We start from the raw sequence: 15,059 nt of genomic DNA, 5'->3' as shown, positions 1-15,059 counted from the left end.
CGTTTCCTTCTTGACTTAATATTTCATGCGGGTCTACACTGAACCTGTACTCAGCTGATCCTTTATGAGGCGGCAAAGTGCTCGTGAAGCCCATACCTCCCATTTTGGGGTATGGGAAGAAAATACGCCCAGAATTTCGTCATCGTGCGACAAATTTGGGTGTGTGAATTCCATCAATGCTGAAAGGAGTAGTGGGCCATGTCTGATGATCAGTCGGTGCAAAGTAACACTAGCCCCGACTTCAACTTGTGTAATGAACCATGGATTCCAGTTCTTTATGTATCAGGGCAGACCCAGGAAGTTTCCTTAAAACAACTGTTCGATGAGAGCAACTCAATCCGTAAAATTCACTCGGGTGATGCAACGACTGATGTTGCAATTCTCGGGGTTGCTGTTGCCATATTCTTCCGTGCGGTTCTGGAAAATACAGAGGAATACGGGGAACTGTACCGTGAACCCAAGAAGTGGATTCAAAATATTTCCTCGGGTGGATCTGAACAGTTGTACTTCGTACAGGACTACCTAAAGAAATATCAGGATCGTTTCAATCTTTTTGATGCCGAGCGTCCCTTTATGCAGGTCGCTGATCTGCACACGAGTAAAGGTGAGGTAAAACCTGTATCGCGTCTGGTGCTTGACTCCGAGAGCGAGTACTTCTCAATGCGTGCTGAACAGGCATTGACGTCGCTGAGCTACGCCGAAGCGGCACGGTACCTGGTGACTGTGCAGGCATACGATTATTCGGGCATTAAATCTGGTGCTGTAGGAGATCCTCGTGTTAAGGGAGGTAGGGGATACCCTATCGGCGTAGGTTGGTATGGAACTACAGGGAAGATTATTATTCATGGTGAGAACCTAATCGAAACCTTGCTGTATTGCATTGATTATGAGCAGCTTCTCAACGTCGAAAAGGTGAAAGGTAAGAGTCACCGGATCGCTTTACAAGACAAGCCTGTTTGGGAACGAGAGCTTCCCGATACCGCCGCCCCTCGTGCATATAAGGGTGGTGACCCCACCAAGTATAAAGATGAGCCTGCGCCCGCAGCTGGTATGTGTGAAATTCTGACCTGGCAGTCGCGCCGTGTTCGTCTTTTCCCTGAAAATGGGCGAGTCACTGGGGTGCTTGTATCGAATGGTGATAAGTGGCTTGACAGGAATACTTATACAGACCCGTTAACCGCCTACCGCTTTAGCAAAAATCAGTCTACTCAAACTCACTATGTCTGGATGCCTCAAACACACAGCGCCGAACGCACTTTATGGCGAGGAGCAGATGCGCTACTAACCAGGTTGTCTTCTTCTCAAGAAAAGCAGAACAAACCTGCTACTGTTATCCGTCAAATCTCCAGCGGTAAGTATTTTTCACCTGATACAAAAACTAAAATTCAGCTGGTGGGCATGGTGTATGGTACTCAAAGTTCTATCGTTGAAGAAACTATTGATGAGTCTGTGACCTTAGAACTAGGTATTCTCACGGAACAAGGTGCCGAAATTTCTGCAATGGTGCGTGACAATATTCAGCTAACCATGGACGCGTCCATTGCGCTTGGGCAGTATGCAGGAAACCTGCTTCGTGCTGCTGGTAAGGAATACGAATTCCGTCCTTCCGTAACGGAAAGTATTTTGCACCGTATGGAAGATGAATTCCGCAGCTGGCTTGCAGATCTGAGCGTTTCTGACGATGTCTCTGCACAAGCCGCTAAATGGCAGTCAAAAGTACGTCGCATCCTTGAGAGTGAGGCTGACCAGCTTGCTGTGAGTGCTGGCCCTAAAGCTGCCATAGGAACTATCTACGATGAGCAGCTCTACAATACGGCTAAAGCACGCCGTCAGTTTGGCGGCCGACTGTATAAGCTTCTGCCTCTCGCGTATTCTTCAACAATTACCCGTGTTCAGGAGGAAAATCATGCATGATGTGGGGAACCATAATACTTTGCGGATATATGTTACCCGCAAAGTCACGTGGCTCTACGAACAGAAAGAAAAACAGGGTAGCCCTCTTGCTACTGCCCAATTGGCACAGCTACGTCGTGGTGCAGGTGACGATCCCGCAAACCATCCAGGGCTTTGGGAAATTATCTTCGGGAATAATACAGACATACCCCAATTCCCCAAACGATACTTGGGATACAACGATGCCGTTAGCCATGGGGAACAAGCAACCTATGCCGCTGTCACGTTATTTGCTTTGCATCAACAATCACGGTCACAACCAATGCATGTGCCAAACTTTAGGTTTGGTACGGCAGTGGGACAACTTGTTCTGCAGACCAGCGAATCCATGAAAAAACGATTCGACGCATTGTTAAAAGCACGAAGTGAATCGGCACGCAGGCATTATTTGCGTAGTCTCATAACACTTCTACGGTCAGAAGAAATTGCTTTTGACTATGGGCAATTTGCTCAGGATTACATGCAGTTACTAAATCCTGAAAAACGCGATGCGGTTATTCTGCGCTGGAGCCGTGACTTTTTGTATGGCTACGAACCCAAGAAATCTAAAACCTCAGAGGAAACCTCTAATAACTAATTGAAAGGATAAGAACTATGTCGTTCTTTGTTGATATTCACGCTCTGCAAACTCTTCCCCCGTCAAACATTAACCGTGACGATACCGGAAGCCCGAAATCTGCTATTTTTGGCGGTGTGAGCCGCCAGCGTGTCTCTAGCCAGGCATGGAAATCAGTCATCCGCCGTAACTTTGAAGAACACTTAGACCGCTCTGAAATCGGTGTTCGCACCCGCCAGGTTGCCGACATGATTGTAGACCGCATCACCAATATCAGCCCTGATTTTGACCCAGATAAAGCCGAATCAGCTGTTGTGGATGCTTTCAAAGCGGCCAAAATCAAACTTGAGAAACCTAAAGCCAAGAAGGGAGAAGAAAATACTGGCCGCGCTGTATCAGGTTACCTTCTCTTCCTGAGCAACCAGCAGATTACCCGTCTTGCCAACGCCATCATAGAGGCTAACGGCGAGAAAATCCCCGCTAAAGAAGTCAAAGACATTCTGGATACTAAACATAGTGTTGATATTGCACTCTTTGGCCGTATGCTGGCCGACGCCCCAGATTTCAACGTGGATGCCGCTTGCCAGGTGGCACATGCCCTTGGGGTACATGGTTCGGAACCTGATTTTGACTACTACACTGCCGTCGACGACGTAATCCGGGAGTCTGAGGATGAAACCGGTGCCGGAATGATCGGCACCATCGAGATGGCCTCCAGTACCCTTTACCGTTACGCCAACATCAACGTGGACGCTCTGAAAACTAACCTAGGCGGTTCAGCAGCTGCCACCGTTGAAGCTACCCTCGCTTTTATCCGTGCTTTCATTGACTCGATGCCCACCGGGAAACAGAATACGTTTGCTGCACGTACTCTGCCTGAGGCAGTAATTGTAACGGTGCGTGAGGATCGCCCGATCTCTTACATTAATGCATTCGAAAAGCCTGTTACAGAGAAATCATCCGAAGGACGCCGTCTCGCAGCCGCCCATGCGTTAGCGACGGAAGCAGCAAATATCCGTGAAGCCTACGGATATGAGCCTAAGGTTTCATACGTGGTAGCGCTTGGCGAGCTACGTGAAGCACTGTCAAATATGGGAGAAACTGTCACCTTAAAGGAACTTCTAGCTTCCCTTGAAAGTCAGCTGACCGAGCTGGTTGGTCAGGAGTCATAGTCATGCCTAGTCTGCTCCTTAAACTGAGCGGGCCAATGCAGTCCTGGGGTACACAAAGCCGATACCGCCGTCGAGATTCCGGGCATGAACCCAGCAAATCTGGCGTTATTGGCTTGATAGCTGCAGCTTTAGGACGTGCACGGACGGAGCCCGTAGATGACCTCGCTCGGCTTAACTTTGCGGTGCGTGTGGACGCGCCGGGCACTTTACTGCGCGACTACCAGACCGCGAAGGACTGGGCGACAGACCCGAATGGTGCGGCATCGCTGTCCACTCGTTATTATCTTTCAGATGCAGTTTTTGTGGCTGCTGTAGAAGGAGACCAAGAGGTCCTCAAGAATATCGAGTCAGCGCTTAAGAAACCGGTGTACCCGTTATATTTAGGGCGGCGTTCCTGCCCAGCAGGGTATGACCTTGTACTTGGTATTCGTGAAGAATCTGCTGAAGAAGCCTTGCGGAATGAAGAGTGGCATGTGCCTGAGCACCGCCGCGCTGAGTTCCCCGATCCTGTACAGCTGCGTATTCTGCGGGATGCAAAATCTGGTGAGCAGGGAGATCTAGTACAGGATGTTCCGGTGAGCTTTAACCAGGAACATCGGCAATACGCAGTACGGGCTGTAGTTTCTGCCGAACCTAAGACAGTTGAGAACCCCAAAGGCAAACGTCACAGCGACGTTAACTTTATGAGGACGGTGACCGAAGCATGACATACTTCTCAAAATTCCTCATTAATCCACAGCGCCGGGGCGCTCGCAAACTGTTAAGCAGCCCGCAGGCTCTGCACGCAGCCGTCATGGCAACCAACCCGCCAGACATAAAAAACGAAGATGGGCGCATACTATGGCGTCTAGACATCACCGGTCACCAGTATGTGCTGTATGTGCTAAGCCCGGAAAAGCCTGACTTCTCGGCTCTGGTTGAGCAGGCAGGATGGAATACCCGGCCAGGGGAAAGCGCCCACTACGGGCGCCTACTCGCGAAACTGGAGAACGGGCAGGAATGGGGGTTCAGGCTTGCTGCCAATCCGGTAAAACGCCAGGTTAAAAGCGGTAAGACATGGCCACATGTAACACCGGTTCAGCAAAGTGCTTGGTTGCGTGAGCGCGCTTCACAATGGGGGTTCGAGATCATCCCGGCGGAAGGCCAGGAGCTTGAGGACGCCCCTACTGTGACGGGCCGTCACGATCTTTCCTTCAGCCGCCGTGATACCGGTGGGCACGTAGGACGGGTCACCTTGCGTAAAGCGCAATTTGATGGTGCTCTGCGTATCACTAATGTTGAGCAGTTCCGCGAGGCACTGGTTAACGGTATGGGTCGAGGTAAAGCTTATGGTATGGGTCTTATGACTTTAGCGCCACTTGCCCAGTAAAATCTCTACCTTGTTTAGGCGGGGCGCTGTTTAGCGCCCCGCCTGCTGCATAAGTAGACAGGTATTATCGACTTGTTCATTCTTCAAGGAGGAAAAATGATTGGTGCTACCCCGCCAAGCGTGAGCGAACTGACGAGGAGCTCTGAACGTCTTTCGTATATCTATGTGGAACATGCAACAATTCACCGTGCTGATAATGCTATTACTGTCACAGAAGAGCGAGGGGTAACACATATCCCTGCGGCGTCATTAAGCGCTTTATTGTTAGGGCCTGGCACCCGTGTAACCCATCAGGCAATGGCTCTACTTGGTGAGTGCGGTACCTCTGCTATCTGGGTTGGGGAACAAGGGGTACGTTACTATGCACATGGCCGATCTTTAGCGCGTTCATCTCGACTGCTAATAGCACAGGCAGAAAAAGTTTCAAATACTCGTTCCCGTTTAGAGGTTGCACGCGCCATGTATGCGTGGCGTTTCCCTGGGGAAGATACCAGCCAGTTAACGATGCAGCAGCTTCGCGGGCGTGAAGGCGCTCGCGTGCGGCGTGTATATAGGTACTGGTCTGATAAGACCGGTGTTCCGTGGTCCCGGCGTGACTATAACCCGAACGACTTTGGGGATAGCGACCCCATTAATCAGGCGCTTTCAGCCGGTCATGCGTGTCTCTACGGAATAGTGCATGCGGCAATTGTGGCTCTTGGGTGTGCACCTGGTTTAGGGTTTGTACACACGGGACACGCCTGGTCTTTCGTATATGATATTGCGGATTTGTATAAGGCTGACATTACTATTCCTGTTGCTTTTCAGGTGGCTGCTGCGCATGAGGAAGGCCAAGACATTGGGTCTATTACTCGTCGTGCTGTTCGTGACCGTATTCGTGGTGAAAAGATTATGCAGCGGGTAGCGCGGGATATTCAGCGTTTACTGGTACCTGATGAAATTAGTGACGATACATTAGAGGCTGATGTTGTAGCTTTATGGAATGAACGCGGTGGGGATCAAAAAAGCGGACATAATTACAGTGATGATGAGGGGGAACTATGATTGTGGTTGTCCTTTCAGCTTGCCCTGTTGGCTTACGCGGGGATTTAACACGCTGGCTTCTTGAAATTAGTGCCGGGGTATTCGTAGGAAAGGTGAGCGCCCGCGTGCGTGAGCACCTGTGGAACCGTATTACTACAACGTGTAGTGATGGTAGCGCGCTTATGGTGTATTCGGCTGATAATGAGCAGCGTCTTGAGTTTAAAGTGCACCGTCATCCGTGGGAGCCTGTCGACTTTGAAGGGGTAAAACTTATGATGCGCCCGTCTGCACCGAAAGAGGACCTTGGGCCACGAAAAGGGTGGAGCAAAGCTAGCAGGTATAGGCGTGCTTCCCGGCGGCGATAAGCTCGAAAATCGTGTAGGGTTAATACTGGCTTTGGGCTCCAAACTAATTCTAAAACTTGGTGTGTGGGGATAAAACCCCATGTCAGCAAGTGTGTTCCCCGCATACGTGGGGATGAGCCACTGAGCTTTTGAACGCGGCCCGCGCGCCATATGGTGTTCCCCGCATACGTGGGGATGAGCCCCGACGTGGCATGACTACAAAAAGCTACAGCAGGTGTTCCCCGCATACGTGGGGATGAGCCCATTCTCTTCACCCACAATGCTCTTGAGGGTAGGTGTTCCCCGCATACGTGGGGATGAGCCCTCTTCGATTGTCATGTACTCGCCATTGTTTTCGTGTTCCCCGCATACGTGGGGATGAGCCCCTGAGTGGCAACAGACTTGGGAACAGGTCATGGTGTTCCCCGCATACGTGGGGATGAGCCCGCAATGGGCGAGGCAAAAAAATTTTTTTGCCTGTGTTCCCCGCATACGTGGGGATGAGCCCTTTCAATGAGACCGGCTTCAGCGATGATTTGGGTGTTCCCCGCATACGTGGGGATGAGCCCACCTCGAAGCCATCGACTGGGAATCCATGAGCGTGTTCCCCGCATACGTGGGGATGAGCCCGTTTTCGGGTCACTCTCCAAAAAATTATCCGCGTGTTCCCCGCATACGTGGGGATGAGCCCCAATGCCGCAGCTGGTGCGGTGTGCGGCCAGGGTGTTCCCCGCATACGTGGGGATGAGCCCACTTTTATCCCGGCGTGGAATTTCGCCATGAAGTGTTCCCCGCATACGTGGGGATGAGCCCCCTAGCGTGTCAAGTTCGTATTCGTCTTCCAGGTGTTCCCCGCATACGTGGGGATGAGCCCGACTACACCGCCTAACGTACCGTCTGACGGTGGTGTTCCCCGCATACGTGGGGATGAGCCCCCCCCTCAGCTAAGAAGCGCCTGCACCAGACAGGTGTTCCCCGCATACGTGGGGATGAGCCCATGGACAAGGCCTACAACGACGGCGGTCTGGAGTGTTCCCCGCATACGTGGGGATGAGCCCACGCCTGCTTTAGCCGTGGGTGTGTAGAGGGTGTGTTCCCCGCATACGTGGGGATGAGCCCGAGTGTTCGGAGCCATGAGAAGCTAAAATCGGGTGTTCCCCGCATACGTGGGGATGAGCCCCCTGCGCGGGGTGACGCCGAATGCCAGTCACGGTGTTCCCCGCATACGTGGGGATGAGCCCTCAAGCTTTTCGAGGTTTCTGTTGTGCCCGTGGTGTTCCCCGCATACGTGGGGATGAGCCCTCAAGCTTTTCGAGGTTTCTGTTGTGCCCGTGGTGTTCCCCGCATACGTGGGGATGAGCCCCCGATCGAGGCCGGGTAGAAATACCGCTGTCGGTGTTCCCCGCATACGTGGGGATGAGCCCTGCCTCTTCGTACGGCACATGGAACATTCGACGTGTTCCCCGCATACGTGGGGATGAGCCCGCCGTGGATCGGTGCGTACCGTTCTGTGTTTTGTGTTCCCCGCATACGTGGGGATGAGCCCCCATTAGAAAGGGTACGCCCGCCCGGCGACTGGTGTTCCCCGCATACGTGGGGATGAGCCCGACGCGAAAGACTCACTCGTGCTGGCCTGCAGGTGTTCCCCGCATACGTGGGGATGAGCCCTTGACGACACCCCCTACGAACCCCAGAGCAGCGTGTTCCCCGCATACGTGGGGATGAGCCCACTCCTCCATGGCCGCTAATCCCAGCGTCCTAGTGTTCCCCGCATACGTGGGGATGAGCCCGACTTCGTCTCTCCCTTCCTCTCCTCCGACATGTGTTCCCCGCATACGTGGGGATGAGCCCGATGCCGTATTTCTGCGCCGCGACAATGAGTAGTGTTCCCCGCATACGTGGGGATGAGCCCGCTGATGCTGACACGGGCCTGGCAAGCCTGCGGTGTTCCCCGCATACGTGGGGATGAGCCCATCCCCTACCAGATGATAACTTTATCAAGCAGGTGTTCCCCGCATACGTGGGGATGAGCCCGACTGGGGTACTGCGATCCGCACAATCTACACGTGTTCCCCGCATACGTGGGGATGAGCCCTTCCTCTTCCGGGTCAATGAGAACATTGGTCGGTGTTCCCCGCATACGTGGGGATGAGCCCTTTTGGACAGTGTTCACGATTTCAGGTACTACGTGTTCCCCGCATACGTGGGGATGAGCCCGGCTTCATCTACGGTCATAATGACCCCGTAGGAGTGTTCCCCGCATACGTGGGGATGAGCCCTACGACTCTTTTTCTTCACGACGCGCTATCCGGTGTTCCCCGCATACGTGGGGATGAGCCCATTACCGGCCTCAAGCCGGTTGATACGTCCAAGTGTTCCCCGCATACGTGGGGATGAGCCCATTCCGTATCGCTGAGGACGACGTAAAGAACCGTGTTCCCCGCATACGTGGGGATGAGCCCGCATCTACGATTTCGGCTAGGAGCCGCCCGCCGTGTTCCCCGCATACGTGGGGATGAGCCCGAAAAGCTTCGTCGCCCCCTTCGGCGTGCGAAGTGTTCCCCGCATACGTGGGGATGAGCCCGGCGGTGTGATGCGCTGGCGTGATACGGTTGTGTGTTCCCCGCATACGTGGGGATGAGCCCTACTATATCCCGGCTTTCCAGGCTAATATTCAGTGTTCCCCGCATACGTGGGGATGAGCCCCGCCTACGGCTGGGAGTTAAGCAAGATAAGTGGTGTTCCCCGCATACGTGGGGATGAGCCCTTCGGTGCCCTAGAAACCTCCATGAGGGTAGTGTGTTCCCCGCATACGTGGGGATGAGCCCGAAGGCACCCGGGAGGTTCTAGTGTGGGGCATGTGTTCCCCGCATACGTGGGGATGAGCCCTGTTCGTACCGGTCGAGTGTGACAAGGCTGTTGTGTTCCCCGCATACGTGGGGATGAGCCCAAAACCTGCAGCCGGTGCGGCACCCCATACGAGTGTTCCCCGCATACGTGGGGATGAGCCCGGGTGAATCTCAATCTCGCCGTTCTCACCGGTGTGTTCCCCGCATACGTGGGGATGAGCCCTGCCCGTGCCGGTACGGTGCGAGCGCTTTCGCGGTGTTCCCCGCATACGTGGGGATGAGCCCGGCGGCGGTGCGGGTGTTATAAGCGCCGCGGCGTGTTCCCCGCATACGTGGGGATGAGCCCGTCGGGAACGGTATGCCTTCGCCCGTGGGGACGTGTTCCCCGCATACGTGGGGATGAGCCCACGCTCGGGCCTGTACTACGCAAAATCGAAGAGTGTTCCCCGCATACGTGGGGATGAGCCCACATAACCGACTCAGCACCTATGCCGCAGTGCGTGTTCCCCGCATACGTGGGGATGAGCCCCACCCCCGCCAAATCCCAGAAAGTCGTACAGCGTGTTCCCCGCATACGTGGGGATGAGCCCCAATCATCTAGCGAGGCACTGGGGCTGGGCAAGTGTTCCCCGCATACGTGGGGATGAGCCCATAGCACAGACAGCACATTATCTACATTATGGGTGTTCCCCGCATACGTGGGGATGAGCCCGGCTTCCGTCCGGGCACCATCCTGGTATCCCCGTGTTCCCCGCATACGTGGGGATGAGCCCTGCGAGATTCTGGAGTTCTTCTTCACGCGCAGGTGTTCCCCGCATACGTGGGGATGAGCCCAAACTTATCGCCGACTGGGAACTCACCGATGAGTGTTCCCCGCATACGTGGGGATGAGCCCTCGAAATAACCGCCCAAGGTTATAGTGCGGCCGTGTTCCCCGCATACGTGGGGATGAGTCATCTGTAATGACGTCATAAAAAACCCGCAGGCCGTGTTCCCCGCATACGTGGGGATGAGCCCTAGCGCCCACTTTGTGGTGGAAGCTGGTAAGTGTGTTCCCCGCATACGTGGGGATGAGCCCCGGGGCAGCGGCAGCGAAACGGTTATCGTGTAGTGTTCCCCGCATACGTGGGGATGAGCCCGATGGCACCGGGGAATTTACCTGTGTAATCCCGTGTTCCCCGCATACGTGGGGATGAGCCCGGCGGGGCCGACGGCACTATTATCACCGGCTGGTGTTCCCCGCATACGTGGGGATGAGCCCAGAACAGATGATCAGCGGTTGTTCGTTTGCGTGTGTTCCCCGCATACGTGGGGATGAGCCCAGCACCACCCTCGACCTCGAATCAATCGGGATGTGTTCCCCGCATACGTGGGGATGAGCCCCACGCATCAGATTTCACCAAGCCCCACACGGGGTGTTCCCCGCATACGTGGGGATGAGCCCTTCAACGGCTTCGACGATTTCGACACCGAAGAGTGTTCCCCGCATACGTGGGGATGAGCCCCATGAGAATGCGCTCGCTCGCATTAAGTGGGTGTGTTCCCCGCATACGTGGGGATGAGCCCTCATGCCGTGGGTGCAGAAAGGCGACCAGGCGGTGTTCCCCGCATACGTGGGGATGAGCCCCCGATAGTGCCGCCCGCGACATGCACCTGGTTGTGTTCCCCGCATACGTGGGGATGAGCCCTCCCCAGCTAGGCACGCTCGCCGTTCTACGGCGTGTTCCCCGCATACGTGGGGATGAGCCCGATACTTTCCCACTCATACACGCGCTCCTTCCGTGTTCCCCGCATACGTGGGGATGAGCCCTCCAAAACCTAGCACGCGATTCAGCGAAAACCGTGTTCCCCGCATACGTGGGGATGAGCCCTGACGGGTAGGGTTCGGGTTGTGGCGCTCTCTGTGTTCCCCGCATACGTGGGGATGAGCCCCTCGACATCATCTTCCTGGCCCTCACCCTCTGGTGTTCCCCGCATACGTGGGGATGAGCCCGAGTTCCCGAAGCTCTGGTTCATAGCGGCCTCGTGTTCCCCGCATACGTGGGGATGAGCCCAGCGAGACGACTACATCCAGGCCCGCGACCGTGTGTTCCCCGCATACGTGGGGATGAGCCCTCGCCCGGCTTCGCGTCCTTCTTCACCGTACCGTGTTCCCCGCATACGTGGGGATGAGCCCTGACGTAGCAGCTCAAGATTCTTACTCATGTTGTGTTCCCCGCATACGTGGGGATGAGCCCGGCATCTGCTACAGGGATCTTAAGCCGGAGAAGTGTTCCCCGCATACGTGGGGATGAGCCCGCGATGCCGCGCTTATGTAGTTCCCAGCAGAAGTGTTCCCCGCATACGTGGGGATGAGCCCGGCCAGCAGGGCAAGAATGTCACAGGCATGATGTGTTCCCCGCATACGTGGGGATGAGCCCGACGCGATGGTGAAAATCGCAGGCGCCGTATCGTGTTCCCCGCATACGTGGGGATGAGCCCCACTCTGCCACTCAGTGGCACAGGCTTACCATGTGTTCCCCGCATACGTGGGGATGAGCCCGAGCCTTTGGAGCCAACGATGTTGTTCACCATGTGTTCCCCGCATACGTGGGGATGAGCCCCAGAGCATCGCAATCCGCAGGGGCCTGTAGGTGTGTTCCCCGCATACGTGGGGATGAACCCTTTGGTGGGGAACCTGCAGCGCGGCGGGGAAAGTGTTCCCCGCATACGTGGGGATGAGCCCTGGCATGCGAACACTGCGAAGGTTGCTATTAGGTGTTCCCCGCATACGTGGGGATGAGGAATAATCCCCACGGACCATTCCGACCGTACAGAGGTGTTCCCCGCATACGTGGGGATGAGCCCGGCGATTTCAAGACCGTGCGGAGGGCGGCGAGTGGTCCCCACACACGTGGGGATGGGCTCCGCAGAACAGTCGCAACCGCACGGAAATAATCGTTTTTCCCACAATATGTGGAGATGAACCGACGTTTACTAGGGTATGTACCCTGCGGTTTTTGCGTTCCCCACATATAGACAGTCCGAGCGACTGCTGGCTGGGTATGATGTAGCTCCTCGTATTTTTCTATTCCTTACCTCACTGGTTTTATTAAAATATTTTGCAGATTCCGCCCTCAGCATGTGCTGTGCACCTGCGGGGAGGGGGGTCTATACTCTACAGTTAATAGAGAAGGCTCCTGATCGTTCCCTGCACCCGTAGGGTCTGCTAGAAAACGGCTTGCCTGCCCGAAATTTTTTTGGGTGGGTTGGCCGCTTTCTTTTATTTAATTTTCTTTTGCTGTGTTTTCTAACCGTCAGCTTCGCGTCTACTGTTTTTTCATGGGTTGCGGGGATAAAAGTAATTTTTTGTGTATTTTCGGTATTCGGTTTGTAAAACCCTGGGAGTTCGCTAAAAATTATGGGTAGAGCATTATTGAGGATGCTTTTGGATGCGTGCCCTGTTTCTTCCGGTTAAGAGTGGTCTTCCCGGTGGTGCGCGGCGCGTTTTTTGTTTCGAAAGGAAACCAATGAACCTGACTCTCGCTTCCGGCAAGGTTACAAAGTCTTTCGTGGCTGGGGCCTTGGCCCTGAGTGTTTCTGGGGTTGCTGTTCCCGCATCGTTCGCTGCCCCTAGCGCACCAGAATCGCAGAACGCACCTGCTGCCACGTCTCGCACCTTAGATGCGGCGGCAACTAAAGCTAAGATCACGCAGGGCCTACCGGGCCAGTTCCAGGTCTCGTATTCTAAGAAGAACCATAAGCTGTGGGTGGCGGGAACCGCTGACGGGGACATGCATGTCTCTACTCTCGCCCGCCTTGATGCTGACTCGTTGAAGGTTGAGGCCGTGGCCGAACTGCCCATCATTAAGGGCGAGAGAGGCTACAATTTTGCGGCCGCCTACGGGGTGGAAGTTGATGATGTTGAGGGAACCGTGTGGGTTACGAACACCCGCGATAACTCCATTTCGGTGTACGACCAGGCCACGATGAAGCTTGTGTGGACTAACCACGGGCTTGATAAGAACGACGCGAACTGGATTGAGCACCCGCGTGAGGTGCGCGTTGACCACGCCTCAGGGAAGGCGTTCGTGTCGGGCCGGTTCTATGTCTCGGCTATTGACTTGAAAACTAAGCAGGTTCAGAAGCTGCAGCTTGCGGGGGCCCCTGACGGCGGGGTGCGGTATGTGGGCATGAACATGCACATCGATTCTCAGGATCACCTGCTGTATGTGCCGGAGCGCACCAGCGGCAAACTGTTCGTGGTAGACACGAACACCCTCAAAACTGTGCGCACCATTGATGTTCACGCAGATACTGAGGGCACTGAGGTTCGCCCTTCTGATGTTGCCATCGATAAGTCTTTGAACGAAATCTATGTTTCTTCCCAGGGCGTGAACGGTGTTAATTCGGGGGTGACCGTGTATGACTTCACCACCGGCGAGTACAAGAAAACGATTGCTTTCGGCACCCAGGCCCTGGCCATGGAGCACGATGAAGAGCGCGACCTGGTGTATGTGAGTGATTTCGGCACCGGCAAAGTTGGTGTGATTGACGGTGCCACCAGCAAAGTCATTGGTGAGGTCGCCATGAACGGTGCGAAAGCTAATGATTTGACCATGCTCAATAACGGCTCGATCGTGGCTGTAGACAAGCAGGATCTGCCCGGCACAGCCCGTGTGCCGTACGTGCTGAACGGTGCCACCGGTGAGGTGAAAACCTCAGATAAGACCACCTCGAAGGCGAAGAAAGACAAGGACGGCAGCGAGATCCCCGCCGCCGAGTCAGAGATTCACCCGAACTCCATTATGAAGTTCAAGGCTGAGGTGAAAGCAGGGGATGAGGCGGCCGTTCAGATCACCCCGCAGCAGCGCGAATTTCAGGGGTACCCCACCGAGGCCACCCGCACCGTAAGCTACGCCAGCCCGGTGATTGAGTTCCCCGACGGGAAGATCGACATCACCGCAGACTATAAGCTCCACATTAAAGGCAGCGGCTACGTGGGGGAGGGCGCTGCGAAGGGCGTGTACGTGTTCCTCGTCCCTGAGGGGACCTGGAAACCCGGGCAGAGCATTGACCGTGAGCAGGCCATGAACCTGTCAAAGAACGCCGTGTGGGTGCGCCCCGAGCAGCTGAAGGACGGCTCGTTTGAGATTGACCTGCCCATCCTCGCGAACACCCTAGAATACGGTAAGAAGTACACGGTCGGCACCATTGCTGCGCACGACTTGTCGGTGACTGACCGCAGCCTGGACTACTCCGCAATGTTTGAAATCACCAAGGACGGGCAGACCAGCTCTAGCGTGTCCGGCCCGAAAACTGAGCAGAACCAGGGCGGCGGGAGCACCCCGGCACAGCCCACCGAAGCTGCGGCTGTGACCGCGCCTTCACCCACCCCCGCCCCCACCGAGTCGGCATCTGCGCAACCCTCAGCAACGGGAGGCACCACCGGTGAGGCGAAGCCCGAGGCCACTCAGGAAAGCGTATCCGTGACCGTTGCTAACGGTAACCACCCCGGCGGTGACTCCGCACCCCAGGGGACCCGCGGCTCCACATCCCGCAGCCTGGCGAATACCGGCGCGAACGGCGTGATCATGCTGGCGGGTATGGGCGCTTTGGCTATCGTGACCGGTGCGGTGGTGCTGGTTGTACGCCGCCGCAGTAAATCCTAGCCGCCACCTGGTGTGCTAACCGGCAGGCTGCGTGAAAAACCGCAGGGGCACCCCGTAAAACAGGGGTGCCCTTCCCTGGTGGGTGATGCGTAAAACCGCCGCAGTACGGTGCCTGAACGGGCAGGAAACCCCGGCGAGAGCC

General features: G+C 55.4%; 8 protein-coding genes and 1 CRISPR repeat array. All 8 genes read left to right on the top strand.

Features of this window, described 5'->3' with window-relative positions:
* Window positions 1–198: 198 nt before the first annotated feature.
* The 8 genes from casA (at window position 199) to I6I94_RS01795 (ending at window position 14,917) form a co-directional block, all read left to right on the top strand.
* Window positions 199–1,914: a type I-E CRISPR-associated protein Cse1/CasA gene (casA, locus tag I6I94_RS01830; protein WP_006888655.1), complete on the top strand. Its 1,716-nt coding sequence runs from the start codon at window positions 199–201 to the stop codon at window positions 1,912–1,914.
* On the top strand, window positions 1,907–2,530 hold the full coding sequence (casB, locus tag I6I94_RS01825) for a type I-E CRISPR-associated protein Cse2/CasB (RefSeq protein WP_051122103.1): 624 nt from the start codon (window positions 1,907–1,909) through the stop codon (window positions 2,528–2,530). Before casA ends, casB begins: the two co-directional genes overlap by 8 nt.
* 17 nt (window positions 2,531–2,547) lie before the next feature.
* On the top strand, window positions 2,548–3,681 hold the full coding sequence (cas7e, locus tag I6I94_RS01820; RefSeq protein ID WP_006888673.1) for a type I-E CRISPR-associated protein Cas7/Cse4/CasC: 1,134 nt from the start codon (window positions 2,548–2,550) through the stop codon (window positions 3,679–3,681).
* A gap of 2 nt (window positions 3,682–3,683) precedes the next feature.
* Window positions 3,684–4,388 (top strand): type I-E CRISPR-associated protein Cas5/CasD, encoded by a 705-nt coding sequence (gene cas5e, locus I6I94_RS01815; RefSeq protein ID WP_039955221.1) that lies wholly within the window; start codon window positions 3,684–3,686, stop codon window positions 4,386–4,388.
* A complete protein-coding gene (gene cas6e / locus I6I94_RS01810; RefSeq protein WP_006888676.1) occupies window positions 4,385–5,050 on the top strand; it encodes a type I-E CRISPR-associated protein Cas6/Cse3/CasE in 666 nt (221 codons plus the stop codon). Before cas5e ends, cas6e begins: the two co-directional genes overlap by 4 nt.
* 120 nt (window positions 5,051–5,170) lie before the next feature.
* Entirely contained in the window at window positions 5,171–6,094 is a 924-nt protein-coding gene (gene cas1e / locus I6I94_RS01805; RefSeq protein ID WP_408015302.1) for a type I-E CRISPR-associated endonuclease Cas1e, read from the top strand.
* Window positions 6,091–6,438 (top strand): type I-E CRISPR-associated endoribonuclease Cas2e, encoded by a 348-nt coding sequence (gene cas2e, locus I6I94_RS01800; protein WP_052186548.1) that lies wholly within the window; start codon window positions 6,091–6,093, stop codon window positions 6,436–6,438. The genes cas1e and cas2e overlap by 4 nt, the downstream gene beginning before the upstream one ends.
* A 91-nt stretch (window positions 6,439–6,529) precedes the next feature.
* Window positions 6,530–12,173: a CRISPR direct-repeat array (repeat unit 29 nt; unit sequence GTGTTCCCCGCATACGTGGGGATGAGCCC).
* A gap of 602 nt (window positions 12,174–12,775) precedes the next feature.
* The gene (locus I6I94_RS01795) at window positions 12,776–14,917 is read left to right on the top strand and encodes a YncE family protein (RefSeq protein WP_201620816.1); all 2,142 of its coding nucleotides are present in this window, start codon (window positions 12,776–12,778) and stop codon (window positions 14,915–14,917) included.
* The last annotated feature ends 142 nt before the right edge of the window (window positions 14,918–15,059 follow it).

The sequence above is a fragment of the Rothia aeria genome (assembly GCF_016726365.1).
Lineage (GTDB): Bacteria > Actinomycetota > Actinomycetes > Actinomycetales > Micrococcaceae > Rothia > Rothia aeria.
Note: the sequence above shows the minus strand (reverse complement) of the source record. Positions and strands in the feature narration are given on the sequence as shown.

Coding starts and splice junctions, on each gene's coding strand:
- cas7e (WP_006888673.1), top strand. CDS start 2,548: ATGTCGTTCTTTGTTGATATTCACGCTCTGCAAACTCTTCCCCCGTCA.
- casB (WP_051122103.1), top strand. CDS start 1,907: ATGCATGATGTGGGGAACCATAATACTTTGCGGATATATGTTACCCGC.
- cas6e (WP_006888676.1), top strand. CDS start 4,385: ATGACATACTTCTCAAAATTCCTCATTAATCCACAGCGCCGGGGCGCT.
- casA (WP_006888655.1), top strand. CDS start 199: ATGTCTGATGATCAGTCGGTGCAAAGTAACACTAGCCCCGACTTCAAC.
- I6I94_RS01795 (WP_201620816.1), top strand. CDS start 12,776: ATGAACCTGACTCTCGCTTCCGGCAAGGTTACAAAGTCTTTCGTGGCT.
- cas2e (WP_052186548.1), top strand. CDS start 6,091: ATGATTGTGGTTGTCCTTTCAGCTTGCCCTGTTGGCTTACGCGGGGAT.
- cas5e (WP_039955221.1), top strand. CDS start 3,684: ATGCCTAGTCTGCTCCTTAAACTGAGCGGGCCAATGCAGTCCTGGGGT.